Below are 19,184 nucleotides of genomic sequence, written 5' to 3' on the forward strand. Positions count from 1 at the left end.
ATCATTTCACGATGAAATGATTTCATAGCGGTACAGATTGCCGCCCCGAACGCGACCCAGGGGCGGGAACCTGGGGTCTCATATTAAGCGTTGCGCCGTTTCAAACTTTAAGCCACAAGACGGAATTGAAACGCACTTGTCAATAAGGATTTTCGAAAGGACCTTTTGAGGCTTTACGACGATTTTCCGGCAGATTCAATTTGCATCGCTTCACGTTTCCAAGGCATACTGTGATGGCAGTCACCAAACAGCCATTGATGCGTGGCGGGAGAGCCCCGTCCTGAACCAAGGGCGGGCGCCGTAGGAGCAATTCCTCCCCGGGAAACTCTCAGGCCCCCGTACCGCCACGAACAGGCACATCTGGAAAGTAGCGCGATGAAGGTCGCGCTCACCGAAGGAGCAGGCTTCGCCCAGTATTCGGCGCGAAGTGAAAACTCTCAGGTACGCAAACAGATTGGGGAGGAACATCAGAACAGTGCCGCACTCGCGGGCACGCCCATGATGCTCCCCCGTGGTCGCGGCAGGCACTTGCTTTGAGCGCTTGAGCCTTATGCGGCCGAAAACAGGAGAACACCACGATGCGCGTGTTCGAAGGTAGCGCTGTCCGCGGACAGGCCCACCGGCTTGTCCCGGATTGCGTCGGGTGCGGGATCCCCCACTCCCGGAAGGCGCCTGAATGAGCTCAACCAGCTCTGCCCCCAAGCTCGAACGCGGACTCTCCAATCGCCATATCCAGCTCATCGCAATCGGCGGCGCCATCGGCACCGGCCTGTTCATGGGCTCCGGCAAGACCATCGCCGTCGCCGGCCCCTCGGTCATCTTCGTGTACATGATCATCGGCTTCATGCTCTTCTTCGTCATGCGCGCCATGGGCGAGCTGCTGCTGAGCAACCTCAACTACAAGACCTTCGCCGACTTCGCCGGCGACCTGCTCGGCCCCTGGGCCGCCTTCTTCACAGGCTGGACCTACTGGTTCTGCTGGGTTGTCACCGGCATCGCGGATGTCGTGGCCATCGCGCACTACGTCGCCTTCTGGTGGGGCGACCTGCCCCTGTGGATCCCGGGCCTGGCCTGCATCGTCCTGCTGCTGGTGCTGAACCTGAGCACCGTGAAGGCCTTCGGCGAAACCGAATTCTGGTTCGCCCTGGTCAAGATCATCGCCATCGGTGCGCTGATCGTGGTGGGTCTGGCCATGGTCATCACTGGATTCCAGCACAACGGCATCAGCTCTTCCTTCTCCAACCTCTGGGCGCATGGAGGTATGTTCCCGAACGGCGCCATGGGCTTCGTGGCCGGCTTCCAGATCGCAGTGTTCGCCTTCGTGGGCATCGAACTGGTCGGCACCACCGCGGCCGAGACCAAGGACCCGGAGAAGACCCTGCCCAAGGCGATCAACTCGATCCCGCTGCGCATCCTGTTCTTCTACGTCGGCGCGCTGCTGGTGTTGATGATGGTCGAGCCGTGGACGCTGTTCTCCGCCGAGGAATCCCCGTTCGTCGGCATGTTTACCCTGGCCGGGCTGGCCGGCGCCGCGGGCATCATCAACTTCGTGGTGCTCACCTCCGCCACCTCCAGCGCCAACTCGGGCATCTACTCGACCTCGCGCATGCTGCGCGGCCTGGCATTGGAAGGCGACGCCCCGAAGAAGTTCGAGCGGCTCTCCTCCCGCAAGGTGCCGCGCAACGCGCTGATGTTCTCATGCATGTTCCTGCTGGCAGGCGTCGCGCTGCTCTACAGCGGCGACTCGGTGATGGCGGTGTTCACGCTGGTGACCACCATTTCAGCCCTCTGCTTCATGTTCGTCTGGTCGATCATCCTGCTCAGCTACCTAGCTTACCGGGCCCGCCGCCCGCAGCTGCATGACGCCAGCGCCTTCAAGATGCCCGGCGGACGGTTCATGCCGTACGTCGTGCTGGCATTCTTCGTCTTCATCCTGTGGGCTTTGACCACCCAGGCCGACACGCTGGTCGCGCTGATCGCCACCCCGCTCTGGTTCATCGGGCTGGGCATCGGCTACCTGGGGGTCCGCCGCGATCCGAAGCACGAGGCGCTGCGCCTGGCCCACGCCGGCAAGGTCGCCCACGAGCGCCGCGAGGCGGCCGCCTACCGCAGCACCGTGTCAGCCGGCGCAGCCCAGGCCGAGAAGGCCAAGGAAAGCATCGACAGCTAGCGCCTTTGGGCAACCATCGAGGGCCTCGCAACGTCACGGGATGACGGTGCGAGGCCCTTGGCGTCAGCACGGGAGAACAGGCCGGCGGCTACCGGCTCGCGGCCAGGTCTTCCAGCAGGAACTTCGCGCCGAGCTCACCGATCAGCACCGCCGGGGCGTTGGTGTTGCCGGTGGTGATGCGCGGCATAATGGACGCGTCGATGACCCGCAGGCCCTTCAGCCCGTTGAGCTTCAGCCGCGGATCCACCACCGCCTGCGCGTCGACGCCCATACGGCAGGTGCCCACCTGGTGGTGGTAGGTCACCACGTTGTTGCGGATGTAGTCCTCCAGCGCCGCGTCGTCCTGCACCTCGGCGCCCGGATAGACCTCCACCGCTCCCCAGTCCCCAGCCAGCGCCGGCTGCGCCATGATGTCGCGGCACTGCTTGATGGAGAACAGGAACGCGTCCATGTCCCGCCGGTCATCCAGCGCGTTGAGGTCGATGCGCACCGGGTCGTCCAGCGACGGCCCGGACAGCGTCAGCTCGCCGCGGCTGTGAGGGGCAATGATGCCCGAGTGCAGGGTGAATGCCGTGCCTTGAACCGGTTCCATGCCCGGCGAGTACATCGGCACGGAGAAGAAGATCGGCTGGGTGTCGGGCACGTCCAGATCCTCCCGCGACTTGGCGAACAGGTGGGTCTGCGACACCGAGATGCCGGTGCGCGGCGCCGGGATGTCCTTGGCAGTGGTCTGCCCGATCACCGGGGCCAGCAGGTGGTCGTGCAGGTTCTTGCCGACCTGCGGGGCATCCAGCAGCGGAGCGACGCCGGCGGCCTCCAACTCCGCCGAGGGGCCGATGCCCGAACGCAACAGGATCTGCGGGGAGCCCAGCGCGCCGGCGCTGAGCACCACCTCGTCCGCGCGCAGCTCGTGCAGCTGCCCGCCGCTGCGGTAGCGCACGCCCACCGCCGCGCCGTCCTCGACCAGCAGCGAGTGCACCTGTGCGCCGGTGATGATCCGCAGCTTCTCGCGCACCGGCTTCAGGTAGGCCTTCCAGGTGTTGATGCGTTCGCCGTTGACGATGTTCACCTGCTCCTGGGAGACGCCTTCCAGGGATTGGCCGTTGTAGTCCTGGTTGTGCTCGACGCCGGATTGCACTGCGGCCTCGATGATCGACTGGTGGATCTCGTCCAGCGGGTACTTGTCGACCACGGGAAGCAGGCCCGCGCCGCCGCGCAGCTCGCTGGCGCCTCCGGAGAAGTTCTCGATGTCCTTGTAGACCGGCAGGACGTTCTCCCAGGCCCAGTCGGGGCTGCTGACGCTGGCCCAGTGGTCGAAGTCCTGCGGGGCGCAGCGCACCCAGATGGTGGCGTTCAGCGCATGCGAGCCGCCCATGACCTTGCCGCGCGGCAGGTGCATCGGCTTGCTGGCGGTGCCGTTCATGGGCGCGGTGTAGTAGTCCCAGTCGTCCTCGCTGTGCCACAGCTCCCCCATGCGCGAGAGGTCGTGGATGGCGGGGTTGGTGTCCTCGTTGCCTGCCTCGAACAGGGTGACGCTGGCTCCGGCGTCCACGAGCCGGCGCGCGACCACCGATCCGGCCGAACCTGCGCCTACGACAATGACGGTTTTGTTCTCCACAATTCCCCTTTTCTCCCGTGTAGGCCAGCGCCGATGTCGGCTCCAGGTGTTGGCCGTGTCACACATATCGAACCTAGTCTGCTACGGATTCGGGATTTAGGGATTGGCCTGCAGCGCACGCGGGTTGGCTTCCAGCGCAGGACGGGTCCCATGCTGGCAGTGCGCTGCAGGCCCTTTCCAGCGCGCCCAGCGGTGCGTACCGTGGAAGCAACTTCGAAAGAGGCGGCGGCAATGCGCAAGGTTACCTATTCAATGTCCATGTCCATGGACGGATTCATCACCGGTCCGGATGGCGGAATCGACTGGAGCGTTCCGGGTGACGACATCTACCAGGCCTCCATCGACGAGGCGAAGAATCTCGGTGTCCAGCTCATGGGGCGCAAGCTCTACGAGGTCATGCTGTACTGGGAGACCGCCGCGGACAACCCGGAAAGCACAAAGCTGGATCTGGACTGGATCGCACTGTGGAACCCTCTGCCCAAGGTCGTGTTCTCCCGCACGCTGAATGAAGTGCAGGGCAACGCCCGGCTGGCCACCAGGTCCCTGGGCGAGGAGATCCAGTCGCTGAAGGCGCAGGGAGGCGACACGGAGATCGCCATCGGCGGGGCGGCCCTGGCCGCCCAGGCGGCGCGGCTGGGACTGATCGACGAATACCGGATCAACCTGTTCCCGATAGTGTTGGGCGGCGGGACCCCCTACTTCGCCCCGGGCCTCGCCCGCACCAATCTGGAACTGCTCTCCGCCCAGGAGCTCAGCGGCGGGGTCATGCGTCTGTGCTACGAGGTCAAGCGCTAGGAGCCGCGCACACCCGAGCGCCGGGAACTGCGCATGAAATACGTGCAGGGCGCGTCCGCGAACGGACGCGCCCTGCACGCAGTGCCAGACAAACGCTACTTCTTGCGTCGTGCCCTGACGACTTCGAGCACCTTTTCTTCGGCGTCGACACCAGCGGGGATGCCGCCGGGGACCTTGAAGAAGAACAGCGCGCCCATGGCCCACCAGATCGCGAAGATCAGCCACGGCTGCCAGGTCAGCTGCGCCGGCATGCCGGGCATGTAGAGGCTGAATAGGCCGAAGGTCAGCAGCACCGAGGCCCAGCCGATGACCTCGCCAAAGCGGCCTTCGCCGCCCACGCGCAGCGGGCGGTCCATCTGCGGTTCCCGGCGGCGCAGCAGCAGGAAGGTCACGGACACCAGGAAGTAGGCGATGATGATGCTCGGGGCACCCGAGTCCACCAGCCAGCCCAGCATGCGTTCGCCGAAGAACGGGGCAACCAGCGAGATGCCGCCGATGAACAGCAGCGCATTGTGCGGGGTCTTGTACTTCGGGTGCAGGCGGGCGAACCAGTCGGGCAGCATGCCGGAGCGGGCCAGCGAGAACACGAGACGGGACGCGCCCAGCAGCAGGGAGTTCCAGGAGGTCAGGATGCCCGCGATGCCGCCGGCGATCAGGATCTTGGCCATCAAATCCGAGTTGAACAGCGCGCCGAAGGCGTCGGCGGTGGCGATGTTGGTGTTCGCCAGATCCGCGGCCGGCATCGCCGAGGCGGTGGTCAGCACCACCATGACGTACCACAGGGTCGCCATGATGACAGCAATGACCACGAGCTTGCCGATCTGGCGCGAAGGGATCTTGACCTCTTCGGCGGACTGGGGGATCACGTCGAAGCCGATGAACAGGAACGGCACGGCCATCAGCACCGTGAAGAAGCCCTTCATGCCCGGGGTGAACCATGGCTCCATGTTGGCGGTTTCGCCGCCGGTGACCGAGCCGAAGATCATCAGCAGGCCGATGGCCAGCAGGAAGATCACGGTGAAGGTCTGGACCACGCCGGCCTGCTTCACGCCGCGGATGTTGATCCAGGTGATCAGGATGCCGGCCAGGACGCCGACCAGCGCCCAGGTCAAGTGGACCTCGAAACCTGCAATGGTCCACAGCGGGATCTGGCTCATGCCGGGGAAGATGTATTCAACGGTGCGCGGGAACGCCACGGCTTCGAAGGCCACGATCGTGACATAGCCGCCGGTGATCGCCCAGGAGCCGATGAAGGATGGACGCGGGCCAAGCGCACGCAGGATGAAGTTGTGCTCGCCGCCGGCCTTGGGCATGGAAGCGGTCAGCTCGGCGTAGGTCAGGCCGACCACGGCCATGATGCCGCCGCCGACCAGCACAGCGACGATGGTTCCCAGGGTTCCGGCGCTCGAAAGCCAGCCGCCGGTGAGGACCACCCAGCCGAATCCGATCATTGCGCCGAAGCCAAGGGCCAGGGCATCCCAGTTGCCTAGGGTCTTGGCCAGGGACACCTGTCCCGGATCCTTATTTGTACGTGTTGTGGACAACTTCGTCCCTTTCAGTCAAGCATGTGATGGCGTTGGAACACCGCCAAGAATCATCCCGTGGCCGATACACCCCAATCGGCCGAAGTCACGGATTATTCGCCACCAAGCGACCAGCGGTACAAAAGAATCGGTGAGCGGGCCGATGTATTGGCCATGGAACGACACCAGAATTGGCCAGCCGTCGATCTCATGAGAGAATATTCGTCACTCATTTGTACTCATCCTGAGTCAGGCCCGGCGCGCCGGCCCCGGACGGCGGCAGCAGCCGTGGTTTTCCGGCACCCGAATCCCGGTGCACCCGCTTCGTCCTGTGCAATGTCTGACACCTGTTGGCTTCCGGGGTGGACCCATGCCACGATGACCCGAAAAAGGGGCGTCGCGGCTCCTTGGATCAGCGACATTGTTTTCGGAAGGATCGCCATGACGGAAACCGGGCCGTTGCCACGCGTGCAGGTGTGGCAATTGATGGATGAACTGCAGGATTGGGAACTGGGCGAAAGCTCGCTGGCTGTCAGCTATCGGTTCGACACAACCGCCACCGCGCTGGAATTCATCGCGGTCATCGGGCTGGCCGCCGAACAGCTCAACCACCACCCGACCGTCGACTGGCGCTACGAGTCCGTCCACGTGGGGATCTCGCTGCGCAGCGTCCACGGCATCGCGAAGCGGGACTTCGACCTGGCCGCCCGGATTTCCGAGGAAGCCGCAAAGCTCGAGGGGCTGGCGGTCGACGCCGCCTCCCGCTGACGGTTCGGGCTACAGCCGGGCGCTGCGCAGCTCGTCGACGCGAACCAGCACCACGCCGCCGACAATCAGCAACCCGCCCATCAGCTGCACCGGGCCGGGAAGCTCAGAGAGCAGCAGCCAGGCCCACAGCACCGCGAATAGCACCTCAGTCAGCGAGATGAAGCTGGCGACCTTCGAACCCAGCGCCCGCGCCGCCATCACGCCGGTGGTGTAGGAGAAGACCGTGGAGATCAGGATCAGGCCGGTGAGCGCGAGCCACCACGGGGTTTCGTAGCCGGCGAATGAACCGGTGCCGGTGGAGAACTCCATGGGCAGGATGCCGAAGGCGGCCACCGCGACCATGGACAGGGCCCCGATCGCCATGCCTCCGGCGGAGAGCATGATCGGCGGCAACGCTCCATCCACCCGGGCGCTGATGAAGAAGTACACGGTCAGCCCAACCGCCGCGCCCAGCCCCCACAGGACGCCGATCGGGTCGATGTCCGAGGTGCCGGTCAGGTCCAGCACCGCCACCAGGCCGCCCAAGGCGAGCAAGGTGCCGGCAATCGTGGCCACCGACGGGCGCTTCTTGTGGCGCACCCACAGCACCAGCACGATCAGCACCGGAGCCAGGTACTCCAGCAGCAGTGCCACGCCGACATCCAGTCGCTGCACCGCCAGGAAGTAGCACAACTGGCAGGCGCCCACGCCGAACAGGCCGAACAGCAAGATCGACACCCAGTTGGTGCGCAGCAGGGTCCAGCGGCCGCGCATAGCCAGCATGGCCGGGATCGCCAGCACCAGTGCCGCGCCCGCCATGCGCGCGGTCACCGCGGCGACCGGCGACCATCCAGCTTCGAAGAGCCCGCGGGCGAAAGTTCCGGAAATGCCGAACGCCGCCGAGGACGCCAGCGCAATCCAGACTCCGCGGGCGGAGTTGGAAACGCGCGGGGCAGCCGTGCGCAGGGCAGGGGAATCCAGCGGTTCCTCAGGGTGAGTCATCAAGTGTGCGGTGCTTTCAAAGAACTTCCGCCGGCTCGATGTCGATCCGGCGGAGATGGGACATATGTTCCAGACGATACGGTTAGGCTTGAAGCACAGTCAATCCGCTAGCTCGTTCAGGACTGAATTATGACTTTTACGCCCGATATCGAAGCCTCGTTGAAGGTCATCGTGAACCTCTTGAACACCGAGGTGCAGATCGTTGACATGCTTTCCAGCGTGGCTGACCTGGACGAATTCCTGGACTCGCAGCATTTCACCGCGGACCGCGCCCACAACCAAGCGGAGCTGCGTTCCATCCGGCAACTGCGCTCGCAGCTCAAGAGCATCTGGACGGCCTCCGAGGAAGATGCGGTGTTCCGCGTCAACCAGATTCTGCGTACCGCTAACGCCCAGCCGCAGCTGATCAAGTCCCCTAGGCGCGGCTACAAGCTGCATGCGACCACCATGAGCAGCCCGCTCTACGACCGCTTCGCGGTGAACGCCGCCATGGCCTTGGCCGAGGTCATTCTCGCCGGCGGGCTGGAGCGCCTGCGCATCTGCGCTTCCACCGACTGCAAGAACGCCTTGCTGGATCTCTCGCGGAACCGTTCAAAGCTGTACTGCGATGCGGGAAACTGCGCCAACCGGGAGCACGTGCGGGCCTACCGCGCCCGCAAGGCTTCCGTCGGCAAATAACTTCGAAATTTGGGGATCCCTATTCGCCTTTGGCGATGCCGAACTCTAAGATGAAGACATACCCGGCACGCCGAGTGTCATGTCGAAAGGACAGGTCATGACCGAAGAAACACATGCATCCTCCGGCTTCGAGGCACGTTTGGAAGCCGTCAAGACCGGCCCGTTGCGGGCCGCAGGACGCTGGGTCGTGGCCCTGGCCTCCGCCACCTTGGGCGACGCCGAATTCGAAGCCAATGAACCGCAGGTAGTTGTGCATTCCCGGTTGGATGATTCCGTGCTGCTCAGCCTGCATACCTCAAGCCTAGAGGAAGCCGAACGGCTGATCGTCCAGATCCGCGAGGACCTGGATTCGATGACCATCGAGGAGTTCAAGAACGAGTGGCTCCCGGCCAACGACGACCACTGATCGGCCCGGCCACGTCCTAGTGCTGGACGAGGATTCCGTCGATGTCGGCGTAGACCATGGCTCCGGGGCGGATCTTCACGTCCCCGATGCTGATGGTCTCGTCCACGGTACCGTGGCCGCGCTTCACGGTCTTGCGCGGGTTGCTCCCGATCGCCTTGATACCCAGCTGCAGGCCGGCCAGTTCGGCGCGGTCGCGCACTGCGCCGTGGATGATGATGCCCGCCCAGTCGTTCGCCTCGGCGTTCTTGGCGATCATGTCGCCCAGCAGCGCAAAACGCAGCGACCCTCCGCCGTCCACCACGAGCACCGCGCCGTTGCCCGGGAAGCTCAGGGTTTCCTTGATCAGCCCGTTGTCCTCATGGCATTTGATGGTGCGGGCCGGGCCGTGGAATGACAGTCTGCCGCCGAAATCCTGGAACTGGACAGAGATCGACTGCAGGTCGTCCCCGTGCTGGTCGTAGAGGTCTGCGGTGCTGACTGGATCTTGATGCATGGGGTCCTCCCGGGCAAGGAAACGTAGGTATCCGACACCTGACAGCCTAGCCGCAGTTGCCCCGAAGCGCGGGGGCGGCCCCTGCGTGTTACTTCAGGCGGTGTTCCGCCTTGTAGTCGACCTCGGTCAGTCCGCCGAGCCGCGAATGGCGGCGTCCGTAGGCCAGGTAGATCAGCGCGCCGATGAGCATCCAGATGCCGAAGACCACCCAGGTAATGCCGGCCAGATTGAACATCAGGTAGAGGCAGGCCGCAATGCCCAGCAACGGAACCACCGGGTACAGAGGCACCCGGAAGGTGCGCGGGGCGTCCGGCTGGGTGCGGCGCAGGTACATGACCGAGACGCCCACCAGGGCGAAGGCGAACAGTGTGCCGATGCTGGTCGCTTCGGCCAGCTGGCCCAGCGGAATCAGCGCCGCGGTCACCGCGACCACCGAACCGGTCACCAGGGTGCCGACCACCGGGGTGCGGGTTTCGGCGGACACCTTGCCGAAGAAGCGCGGGATCAGCCCGTCGCGGGCCATGGACAGCAGGATGCGGGTCTGGCCGTAGAGCACGGTCAGCACCACCGAGACGATCGCGACCACCGAGGCGAGCGCGAAGAAGAACGCAAGCCACGGCCGGCCGGTGATCTCGGAGACGATCTGCACCAGGGCGGCTTCGGATTCGCCGAACCATTCCCAGTTGCGCGCGCCCACTGCGGCCACGGCCACCAGCACGTAGATGGCGGTCACCAGGGCCATGGCGATCAGGATGGCGCGCGGCAGGTCGCGCTGCGGGTTCTTCGCTTCCTCGCCTGCGGTGGAAGCGGCGTCGAAGCCGATGTAGGAGAAGAACACCATCGAGGCGGCGCCGCTGACGCCGGCGATGCCCATGGGCAGCAGCGGTTCGAAGTTTCCCGAGTCGAAGGCGGTGAAGGCGACGATGACGAAGAAGATCAGGATGGCGATCTTGATCATCACCATGACGGTGTTGGCCAGGGCCGACTCGCGAGCGCCGCGCACCAGCAGGAAGGTCGCAAGCACGACAACCAGCAGGGCTGGCAGGTTGACCAGCCCGCCATCGGCCGCACCGGCGGAGAGGTAGTCGGGCAGGGACAGGCCGAAGATCTCCAGCGTCTGGTTGACGTAGGCTCCGGCGCCGACCGCGACCGCCGCGGCGGAGACCGCGTATTCGAGCACCAGGCACCAGCCGCAAATCCAGGCGATGCCCTCGCCGAGCGTCACGTAGGAATAGGAATAGCTGGATCCCGAGACCGGGACCATGCCTGCCAACTCAGCGTAGGACACGGCCGAGAGCAGTGCGGTGAGCCCGGCGATCACGAATGCGATCCAGGTGGCAGGACCGGCCTTGGGCACCGCATCTCCCAGGATCACCAGGATGCCGGTGCCGAGGGTCGCTCCCACGGAGATCATGACCAGCTGGAAGACGCCAAAGGTGCGTTTGAGCTGACCCATGCCTGCGTTGTCCGCCGCGTCTCTGGTCATTGCGGCAATGGACTTGCGTCGCATCAACTGGCGCCCCAGTGGGGTGCCGTCTTCGGACGTGCTCTTGCTGGTACTGCTCACTTGATTCCTTAGTTAGTGCACTGCACGTGCGCCGGGGCACGCTCGGCTCCACCAAACGACAAAGCGCCGGGACTTCCTCAGACGGACAGTCCCAGCGCGTCGCGACGCTTGGTCAAGTTTATTATCAGTCTTTTTTAAACTTCTTGTCCGGGTTGGCCGAGGATCGATTCACCCCGGTGCCCTTGCCCAATTCCGGGTCGTTTTCCTTCGACGCCATGGTCAAGACGGAAATGACCAGCAGGCTGGCGACAAAGGCGATGCCGAAGCAGGCCAGTCCGACATCCAGTCGGATCTCGTTCTGCGATCCACCGGTCGAGGTGATCATGCCGACGCCGCCGGCGACGAGGGCCAAAATCAAAGAGAAGCTCAGCGGGCCCTTGATGGACTGGCTCCACGGCTGCTTCTTCTTCGGGTTGTTTCCCACCGGGAACTCCGTTTCTACTTTTGCTGAGGTCGTCAAGGCTAGTTGGTCCCGTCGGTGCCGGGATTCGAGGTGCCGCCGGTTTCCAGGCCGTCAGCGGCCTCGGGGGCTTTCATTTCATGTCGATGGCCGAAACCGGCGATCAGGACGAACACGGCGAGCACGATGGCGCCGCCGCCAATGACGCCGAACATTGCGTGGGCGTCCATGTTGAAACCAAAAATCGTCGCAGCGGCCAGAATCAATCCGACCACGCCGGTGACCAGCTGGTTGCGGAATGGCGGGAACTGGGCGCGCAGGGTGAAGAAGACGTACAGCTCGACCAGGCCGGTGACCAGGAAGGCGAAGGCGGCCAGGAGGCCGATCCACATGGTGGTGGTGGCGAAGATGGTGGCGATGCCTGCCATCAGCATCAAGCCGGCGCCCAGCGCGTAGGGGCCGCGCGACTTCTCGGGAGCGCTGTCCACGGTGACGTACTGCCACATGAACACGCCGGTGACCACAAGGAACGCCGCCGTCGAGTAGGACAAGACCTTCTCGTCGGCGCCCACCCAGAAGATGGACAGCAGCGCGTAGATCGCCGCAGTCAGGCCACGCAGCAATACGGGGCGGAAAACATCTTGGGCTTGAACTTGAGTGGTTTTTGGTGCTGGCACGCTTTCCATTCTACCGCCGATAGAACTATCCGCCACTTTGGCCGGGCTTAATCACACCGGCCCGCGAACCGTCCTTCCAAGGGGAGGTTCGCGGGCCGGCGACGCCGAGGCAATGCCCGCTAGCCGACGGTGGTGCGCCGGCGAATCAATTCGGGGGTGAGGTCCTTGATGCTTGCAGCTCCCATCAACTGCATGTTGACCTCTACTTCCTTGGCCAGCATCTCAATGGCGCGGGTGACACCCTGTTCGCCGCCGGCCATCAGGCCGTACAGGTAGGCGCGTCCGATGAGTACAAAATCCGCTCCGGCGCACAGGCTGGCCACGATATCGGCACCGGACATGATGCCGGAGTCCATGATGATCTCCATCTCCTCGCCGACTTCTGCGCGCACCTCGCTCAGGGCTTCGAAAGCGATCGGCGCCCGGTCCAACTGGCGTCCGCCGTGGTTGGAAACAACCAGGCCGTCCGCGCCGGCGGCTTTCGCCTTGGCGGCGTCCTCGGCGGTGAGCACTCCTTTGACGAAGAGCTTGCCTTTCCACAGCTCGCGGATCCACTTCAGGTCCTCGAAGTCCAAGGAAGAGTCGAACATCGAGTTGATGATGGTCGGCAAGTCCGCCGAGGTATCGGACAGCGAGGCGAATTTCAGCGAATCGGTGGTCAGGAAGTTGAACCACCACTCCGGACGGTAGGAGGCATCCAGCACGGTTTTCAGGGTCAGCTCCGGCGGAATCTTCATGCCGTTGCGGGTGTCGCGGAAGCGCTGCCCCGCCACCGGGGTGTCCACGGTGACCAGCAGGGTGTCGAATCCTTCGGCGGCGGCGCGCTCGACCAGCGCTTTCGACTTCTCGCGGTCCTTCCACAGGTACAGCTGGAACCACTTGCGCCCCTCAGGGGCCGCGTGGGCGACCTCCTCGATGGAGCGGGTGCCCATGGTGGAGAGGCTGAAGGGGATCCCCGCCTTCATCGCCGCACGCGAACCACCGATTTCGCCTTCGGAGTGCATGAACCGGGTGAAGCCAGTCGGGGCGATGCCGAAGGGCAGGGCCGAGTGCCCGCCGGCGATAGTGGTGGACAGGTCCGAATGTGCGGTGCCGTGCAGGATGCGCGGCAGCAGTTCCACCGAGTCGAAGACCCGGCGGGCCCGGTCCGCGGTGATCTCGCGGCCGGCTGCGCCATCCACGTAGTCGAAGGCCGCGGTGGGCGTGCGGCGCTTGGCGATCTTGCGCAGGTCCCAGAGGTCGGCGGCCGCTGCCAGGCGGACCGCGCGGCGGTCGGTGGATGGAACCTTGAACCTCATCAGGCTCACCAGTTCACCCAGATCCGGCAGTTGGCGCTTGAGGTTTCCCATGTCGTTGTTCCTTAGGTAGTACTCGTGGTTGGCAATGGTGGCGCGCGGGCGCCAGCCTAGTACAGCTGGCGTTTGGCCGCGCGGGTCCCCAGGTAGATGGCGATGACCGAAGACAGGCAGCAGGCGGCCAGGTAGGTGGCGGGCAGGGTGATCGAGCCGTTGCCCAGTTCCAGCAGCGCCGCGGCGATCAGCGGGGAGAGCCCGGCAACCAGTGCCCCGTTCAGCTCACGGGCGATGGCGATGCCGGAGAAGCGCACCTTGACCGGGAAGAGTTCGGTCAGGAACGCGCCCTGCGCACCGGAGGTGCACGGGATGATCAAGGCGTAGCCGGCGGCCACGGCCAGCAGGCCGAGCACGAACTGGTCGGTTGAGAACATCCAGAAGATCGGGAACGTCAGCAGCACACCGGAGATGTTGCCGGCCGCCAGCACCTTGGAGGCCCCGAAGCGGTCGGCCAGCCAGCCGCCCACCGGGGTCAGCAGCACCGAGACCAGCGAGCCGAGGGTGACTGCCAGGAGGGCCGACGAGCGATCCATGCCGGAGGAGACCATCAGACTGATCGAGAAGACCGCGATGATGTAGTTGACCGCGTTGTGCCCGGTGATGGCGAAGAACCCAAGGACGACCCGCGGGGTGTGGGATTCGAAGACCTCGCGCACCGGCAGCTTGGCGCTGTCGGCGTTCGCCTTCGCCGCGGCCATCGTCTTGGCGTATTCAGGGGTTTCCTCGAGCTTGTTGCGGATGTAGATGGCCACCACGAACAGCAGGGCTGAGATCAGGAACGGGATGCGCCAGGCCCAGCCCAGCAGCACCTCTTCGCCGGGAAGCGACACCGCGAAGAAGCAGATGGTGGCCAGCGCGATGCCCAGCGGAGGGGTCGAGAGGACCAACGAGGTGTAGAAGCCGCGCTTCTTGGGTTCGGCGTATTCGGCGACCAGCGTCATGGCGCCGGTCAGCTCTGCGCCCGCGCCGAATCCCTGGACCAGGCGGAAGAACACCAGCAGCCCCACGGCCCAGGCGCCCCAGGTCTGCGCAGTGGGCAGCAGCCCGATGCCCACGGTCGCGACGCCCATCAGGATGATCGACAGCAGCATCGCCGGGCGGCGCCCGTAGCGGTCGCCCAGGTGCCCGATGACCACACCGCCCAGCGGGCGGGCGACGAAGCCCACGGCGAAAGTGGCAAAGGCCGCAATGGACGCGGCGGATTCGCCGGCCCCGGAGAAGAAGAGTGGGCCGATCACCACGGAGGCGGCGGCGCCGTACAGCGCATAGTCGTACCACTCGATGGCGGTTCCGAACACCGAAGCGAAAAGTGCCCTGCGGCGGTTTCGCTGCGTCTGGGCGCTTGCAACGTGCTGAAGTGTGGTCACGGAAGTGGTCTCCTTCGTCCGGATTTCAGCTGTGAGATTCCTGAAATATATTTCAATCCAGACTAAGGTGTTCTCGGGATCAAAAGTGAACTGGATCCCAAACATTACAAAAATTCCGGTCGCTGCGGGCACCGAGAAAAATGGGGACTCATGGCAGGTTCTATCTCCGAGCGACTGACCGTCACCTTGCGCGAGCGTATCAACAGCGGCGTCCTGGCTCCCGGCTCCATGCTCATCGAACCCGCGCTCGCCCAGGAATTCAACGTTTCCAAGACCCCGGTGCGCGAATCGCTGCGCCAGCTGACCAGCGAGGGACTGCTGCAGATCCTGCCGAAGAAGGGCTATCTGGTCCGCGCCATCTCGATGAACGACGTCTACGAAGTGCTCGAAATGCGCCTGCTGCTCGAACCGCATGTGTGCAGCCAGGTGGCCCGGATGCACAGCGCCCAGTTGATCCAGAGCCTGCAGGGGCTCCTGGACGACCAGGAGCGGCTCGCGGTCAGCGACCCGATCGCCTCGATGCATGCCGCCCGGCTCTTCCACAGCGAACTGAGCCATGCGGCGCGCAACTCCCGGATCCTCGCGGCGCTGGACACCTGCTTCGCGCAGACAGCCCGCGCCCATTACGTCCTGCCGGCCATGCAGCCCTACATGTCCCAGTCGGAAGAAATCGCCGAGCACCGCGCGATCCTGGCCGCGCTGGCCCGGGCCGATGCCGACGGCGCGGCGCAGGCCATGCGCTCGCACCTGGCTTCGATCCGCTCCGCCATGCTGGGCCTGCCCAGATCTGAAACCGCGGGATCAGGCGCCCAGGCGCATCCATGCGGTGCCGCGCGAACGCACGAATAGCGTCACGCCGCGCGACGCCATGTAGCCCAGCGAGAAGGCGATCCAGATCCAGACCAGCGCGCTGTGCGGGCCTTGGGCAAAGCGGTGCACCGCCCAGAGCATCGGCGCGTAGACGGCGAGGTTCAGCGCGCCGACCAGTCCCAGGTAGCGGGCGTCCCCCGCGCCGATCAGCACGCCGTCCAGCACGAAGACCAGCCCGCACAAAGGCTGCGCGAGCGCCAGCACCCACAGCCCGACGGTGGTCAGCGAGCGGATCTGCTCGTCTGCGGTGAAGACCATCGGGAACACCCATGAGGTCGCCAGCAGGAATACCCCGGTAGCGAGGCCGAAGTAGATGCCCCAGCGGCTCATGATCCCGGTCAGCTTGCGCACCTGCTGCGCGTCCCCGCGGCCCAGCTCCTTGCCGATCATCGCCTGCGCGGCGATGGCCAGCGCGTCCAGCGCGAAGGCCAGGAACGAGAAGACCGTGAAGACCAGCTGGTGGGCGGCCAGGGTCTGCTCCCCGGCACTGGTCGCCACCACCACGGTGAGCAGCAGGGCGGCGCGCATGGTCAGGTTGCGCAGCATCAGCCACGAGCCGACCTGCCCGGTGGAGATGAAGCCGGACCAGCTCGGGGCCAGGGGCACGTTTTCCCGGCGGATCCTCGGCATGATCATCCACAGGTACACCAGCGCCATGATCCACTGGGCGATGGAGGTGCCCAGCGCGGCGCCGGCCACGGACAGGTCCGCGCCGTAGACCAGGGCGAAGTTCAGCACGATGTTCAGGCCGAAGCCCGCGGTGGCGACCACCAACGGCGTTTTGGTGTCCTGCATGCCGCGCAGGATGCCGGTGGCCGCGAAGACCAGCAGCATGGCGGTCAGCCCGGGCAGCGAATAGCGGATGTAGTCGACGGCGAACTGCGCGGTCGCCCCTTCGGCGCCCATGCCGCGGACCACCGCCTCGGCACCGAGATACCCGGCAATCGTCAGCAGCACACCCAGCGCAACAGCGAACCACATGCCGTCGCGGCCCGCGGCCATGGCCCGGGCAGGCTGCCCCGCACCGAGCGCCCGCGCCACGGCTGGGGTGGTGGCGTAGGCCAGGAAAATCATCAGGCCCACCGCGGTTTGCAGCACCGTGGTGCCCAGCGCGGCGCCGGCCAGCTCGGCGACACCCAAGTGCCCCACGATGGCCGAATCGGCAATCAGGAACAGCGGTTCGGCGATCAGCGCGCCCAAGGCGGGCACTGCCAGCGCCAGGATCTGGCGGGAAATGCTGCGGTTGGGTTCAACGGGCGTAGGTGAGCTCACCTGCTCCACTCTACGAAGCCCCACCCCCAAGTCGCCATTCGGCGTCGCGACGCTACGCGATTCCCGCGGCATGGCTATTCCGCCGGCGTCCGTCGCTGGGCATACTGGGGAGCACCGAACACTGCACCTGGCGAAAGGCAACCCGGTGATCCGAGATATTCCAGCGAGCGCTGCGCCCAGCGGTTCCGTACGGCATTGGCAGTGCGCAGGCTGCGCCGTCGAGTTCCCGCCCGGTCGCGAACCTGCCGGCCAATGCCCCATCTGCGCCGATGAACGCCAGTACATCCCGGGCGGAACCCAACGCTGGGTGAGCACCGAGGATCTCGTCGCGGCGGGCCACGACCTTGAGTTCACCACGCTGGAACCTGGCCTGACCGCGGTGACGGCGCCGGAGGTGGGCATCGGCCAGAGTGGCCTGCTGCTGGAAACGGCAGCGGGGTCGCTGCTTTTCGACGTCCCGGGAATCATCACCGACGAGGCGGTCCGGCGGATCTCGGAGCGCGGTCCGCTGCGGGCCATCGTCGCCAGCCACCCGCACATGTACGGGGTGCAGCAGCAGTACAGCCAAGCCCTAGGCGACCCGCCGATCTATGTGGCCCGCAAGGACGCCGGGTGGGTCCAGTATTCCTCGAACGCAGTTGTCGAATGGGACGAACCCTTCGAAGTGCTGCCTGGAGTCTGGCTGCACCAGGTCGGCGGGCACTTCCCCGGAAGCACGGTGGCCCTGTGGCCGGCGGGAGCCGGAGGCCGGGGCGTCCTGCTGGCGGGAGACGCGATTTTCCCCGTGGCCGATGGCAACGTGACGTTCCTGCGCAGCTACCCCAACCGCATCCCGCTTTCCGCCGCGGTGGTGCGCCGGCTGGCGGCCAAGGTCGGCGAGCTGGAGTTCGACCGGCTGTACAACAACTTCTCCAGCGTGGTGCCGCGCGATGCCCACCGCATCGTCCAGTTTTCAGCCGAACGCTACGCGCGCTGGGTTGGCGGGCACTTCGACCACCTGACCTGAGCGGGAAGAATTTTATATTCTTTTCATGGAATATAATGGATTCCTGCTGGTCACCGCGATCTCGCGGGCCTCAGGAAGGAGGCCAGGAGCATTGCCGCCAGCTGCAGTCCGCCGACGCAGAGCACAACCAACGGCCAGCCGTGGCCTATGAATGGGATGCCGATCAGCCAGCCGAGCAGCGAGGATCCGATGTAGTAGAAGAGGTTGTACAGGCTGGCTGCCTGCGCTCGGGCCTGCGACGCGAGAACCGGCACCCAGCCGCTGGCCACCGCATGGGCGGCGAAGAAACCCGCGGTGAAGACCAGCAGCCCGGCGATGATCACGACCAGACTCCCGCTCAGCGTGGCGATCAGGCCGAGGACGCTGGTGAAGATGCTGCCCAGCAGGGTGTTTTTCCTGCCGAACTTGATGACCAGCTTCCCGCTGGCCACCGAGGTGTAGGTGCCGGAGAGATAGGCCAGGAACACCAGGGCGGCCAGCGAGGTTGGGATCAGGAACGGCGGGGCTTCAAGCCGGAATGCCAGGTAGTTGTACACGGCGACGAAGCCGCCCATGAGCAGGAAGCCCTGCGCGTAGAGCAGCACCATCCGTCCCCGCAGCGCTTGGGCGAACTTCGCTCCGATGGACCGCAGGTTCCGGTTGCGGATCGGTGTGAAGCCCCGGGCCGCGGGCGCCTTGGCCAGGAAGAAGAGTGTCGCCAGCGCAGCCATCAGGCTGACCGCCGCGACGCCCCAGCGCCACCCGGCAGGTTCGCCCGCGAATCCGGCCAGCAGGCGCCCGGCCAAGCCTCCGAGGGTCGTGCCGGAAATATAGGTGCCGCTGGCCACCGCCACGGTTTTCGCGCTGACCTCGTCCACCAGATAGGCCAGGGCGCTGCCGGGCACCCCGGCCAGCGCGATCCCTTCGAGGAAGCGGATGGCCACCAGCCACTGAAAGCTCGGAGCCGCGGAGCTGAGCAGCCCCAGGACCACCGAGGCCACCAACGCGATGGCGATGACCCTGCGGCGCCCGATGCCGTCGGAAATGATGGCCCAGGGGGTGACTGCCAGCGCAAGGCCGAGGGTCGCGGCCGAGACCGTGAGCGCCGCGTCCGAGGAGGAGACCGCAAAGTACTCGGCGATAACCGGGAGCAGCCCCTGCACCGCGTACAGCTGGGAGAAGGTGGCGACACCGCTGGCAAAGAGCGCCAGCAGCATGCCCCGATAGGCGGGGGTGCCGGGTTCGTGGCCGCTGAACACCAA

General features: G+C 65.3%; 18 protein-coding genes and 2 riboswitches. Of the genes, 7 read left to right on the forward strand and 11 right to left on the reverse strand.

Features of this window, described 5'->3' with window-relative positions; all coding sequences use genetic code 11:
- Window positions 1-255: 255 nt before the first annotated feature.
- Window positions 256-354: riboswitch (glycine riboswitch) on the forward strand.
- Window positions 355-463: riboswitch (glycine riboswitch) on the forward strand.
- A gap of 213 nt (window positions 464-676) precedes the next feature.
- Window positions 677-2,170: a D-serine/D-alanine/glycine transporter gene (gene cycA, locus ACTX90_RS15595; RefSeq protein WP_424572723.1), complete on the forward strand. Its 1,494-nt coding sequence runs from the start codon at window positions 677-679 to the stop codon at window positions 2,168-2,170.
- Window positions 2,171-2,258: 88 nt separating this feature from the next.
- Here cycA and ACTX90_RS15600 read toward each other — a convergent pair whose 3' ends face one another.
- Entirely contained in the window at window positions 2,259-3,788 is a 1,530-nt protein-coding gene (locus tag ACTX90_RS15600; RefSeq protein WP_443442369.1) for a GMC family oxidoreductase, read from the reverse strand.
- Between the two features lie 231 nt (window positions 3,789-4,019).
- Between ACTX90_RS15600 and ACTX90_RS15605 the strand changes: the two genes are divergently transcribed.
- Window positions 4,020-4,583, forward strand: coding sequence for a dihydrofolate reductase family protein (locus ACTX90_RS15605; protein WP_443442370.1), 564 nt, complete (start codon window positions 4,020-4,022; stop codon window positions 4,581-4,583).
- A 95-nt stretch (window positions 4,584-4,678) separates the two neighbouring features.
- Here the strand turns inward: ACTX90_RS15605 and ACTX90_RS15610 are convergent, their stop codons facing one another.
- On the reverse strand, window positions 4,679-6,127 hold the full coding sequence (locus ACTX90_RS15610) for an APC family permease (protein ID WP_443442371.1): 1,449 nt from the start codon (window positions 6,125-6,127) through the stop codon (window positions 4,679-4,681).
- A 420-nt stretch (window positions 6,128-6,547) separates the two neighbouring features.
- On the opposite strand from ACTX90_RS15610, the gene ACTX90_RS15615 reads away from it, so the two are divergent.
- Window positions 6,548-6,874, forward strand: coding sequence for a 4a-hydroxytetrahydrobiopterin dehydratase (locus ACTX90_RS15615; RefSeq protein WP_053798906.1), 327 nt, complete (start codon window positions 6,548-6,550; stop codon window positions 6,872-6,874).
- Between the two features lie 9 nt (window positions 6,875-6,883).
- On the opposite strand, the gene ACTX90_RS15620 is transcribed toward ACTX90_RS15615, so the two are convergent.
- Window positions 6,884-7,855, reverse strand: a complete 972-nt coding sequence (locus tag ACTX90_RS15620; RefSeq protein WP_443442372.1) for an EamA family transporter — start codon at window positions 7,853-7,855, stop codon at window positions 6,884-6,886.
- Window positions 7,856-7,984: 129 nt separating this feature from the next.
- Here ACTX90_RS15620 and ACTX90_RS15625 point away from each other — a divergent pair, with 129 nt between their 5' ends.
- Both ACTX90_RS15625 and ACTX90_RS15630 read left to right on the forward strand, forming a co-directional pair.
- The gene (locus ACTX90_RS15625; RefSeq protein ID WP_443442373.1) at window positions 7,985-8,533 is read left to right on the forward strand and encodes a CGNR zinc finger domain-containing protein; all 549 of its coding nucleotides are present in this window, start codon (window positions 7,985-7,987) and stop codon (window positions 8,531-8,533) included.
- 97 nt (window positions 8,534-8,630) lie between these two features.
- Entirely contained in the window at window positions 8,631-8,939 is a 309-nt protein-coding gene (locus ACTX90_RS15630) for a hypothetical protein (protein ID WP_146955966.1), read from the forward strand.
- Between the two features lie 16 nt (window positions 8,940-8,955).
- Here ACTX90_RS15630 and rraA read toward each other — a convergent pair whose 3' ends face one another.
- The 6 genes from rraA to ACTX90_RS15660 all read right to left on the reverse strand — a co-directional run bounded on the left by rraA (window position 8,956) and on the right by ACTX90_RS15660 (window position 14,795).
- The gene (gene rraA, locus ACTX90_RS15635) at window positions 8,956-9,432 is read right to left on the reverse strand and encodes a ribonuclease E activity regulator RraA (protein ID WP_047120237.1); all 477 of its coding nucleotides are present in this window, start codon (window positions 9,430-9,432) and stop codon (window positions 8,956-8,958) included.
- Between the two features lie 88 nt (window positions 9,433-9,520).
- A complete protein-coding gene (locus tag ACTX90_RS15640; RefSeq protein WP_161448917.1) occupies window positions 9,521-10,942 on the reverse strand; it encodes an amino acid permease in 1,422 nt (473 codons plus the stop codon).
- Window positions 10,943-11,123: 181 nt separating this feature from the next.
- On the reverse strand, window positions 11,124-11,423 hold the full coding sequence (locus tag ACTX90_RS15645) for a hypothetical protein (protein WP_047120238.1): 300 nt from the start codon (window positions 11,421-11,423) through the stop codon (window positions 11,124-11,126).
- A gap of 38 nt (window positions 11,424-11,461) precedes the next feature.
- A complete protein-coding gene (locus tag ACTX90_RS15650) occupies window positions 11,462-12,076 on the reverse strand; it encodes an HdeD family acid-resistance protein (RefSeq protein ID WP_160309103.1) in 615 nt (204 codons plus the stop codon).
- Window positions 12,077-12,195: 119 nt separating this feature from the next.
- Entirely contained in the window at window positions 12,196-13,425 is a 1,230-nt protein-coding gene (locus ACTX90_RS15655; RefSeq protein WP_113607093.1) for an alpha-hydroxy acid oxidase, read from the reverse strand.
- A 56-nt stretch (window positions 13,426-13,481) separates the two neighbouring features.
- Window positions 13,482-14,795, reverse strand: coding sequence for an MFS transporter (locus ACTX90_RS15660; protein ID WP_443442374.1), 1,314 nt, complete (start codon window positions 14,793-14,795; stop codon window positions 13,482-13,484).
- Window positions 14,796-14,945: 150 nt separating this feature from the next.
- Here ACTX90_RS15660 and ACTX90_RS15665 point away from each other — a divergent pair, with 150 nt between their 5' ends.
- Window positions 14,946-15,644 carry a GntR family transcriptional regulator gene (locus ACTX90_RS15665; protein WP_443442375.1) on the forward strand — a complete coding sequence of 233 codons (699 nt, stop codon included), beginning with the start codon at window positions 14,946-14,948 and terminating at the stop codon, window positions 15,642-15,644.
- Here ACTX90_RS15665 and ACTX90_RS15670 read toward each other — a convergent pair.
- The gene (locus tag ACTX90_RS15670; RefSeq protein ID WP_443442376.1) at window positions 15,597-16,946 is read right to left on the reverse strand and encodes an MATE family efflux transporter; all 1,350 of its coding nucleotides are present in this window, start codon (window positions 16,944-16,946) and stop codon (window positions 15,597-15,599) included. The genes ACTX90_RS15665 and ACTX90_RS15670 overlap by 48 nt on opposite strands.
- 298 nt (window positions 16,947-17,244) lie before the next feature.
- Here ACTX90_RS15670 and ACTX90_RS15675 point away from each other — a divergent pair, with 298 nt between their 5' ends.
- Entirely contained in the window at window positions 17,245-17,943 is a 699-nt protein-coding gene (locus ACTX90_RS15675; RefSeq protein ID WP_443442377.1) for an MBL fold metallo-hydrolase, read from the forward strand.
- Window positions 17,944-17,993: 50 nt separating this feature from the next.
- Here ACTX90_RS15675 and ACTX90_RS15680 read toward each other — a convergent pair whose 3' ends face one another.
- Window positions 17,994-19,181 (reverse strand): MFS transporter, encoded by a 1,188-nt coding sequence (locus ACTX90_RS15680; RefSeq protein WP_443444034.1) that lies wholly within the window; start codon window positions 19,179-19,181, stop codon window positions 17,994-17,996.
- Window positions 19,182-19,184 lie beyond the last annotated feature (3 nt).

Source organism: Glutamicibacter soli (genome assembly GCF_052322135.1).
In the GTDB taxonomy this organism is placed as follows: Bacteria; Actinomycetota; Actinomycetes; order Actinomycetales; family Micrococcaceae; genus Glutamicibacter; species Glutamicibacter soli.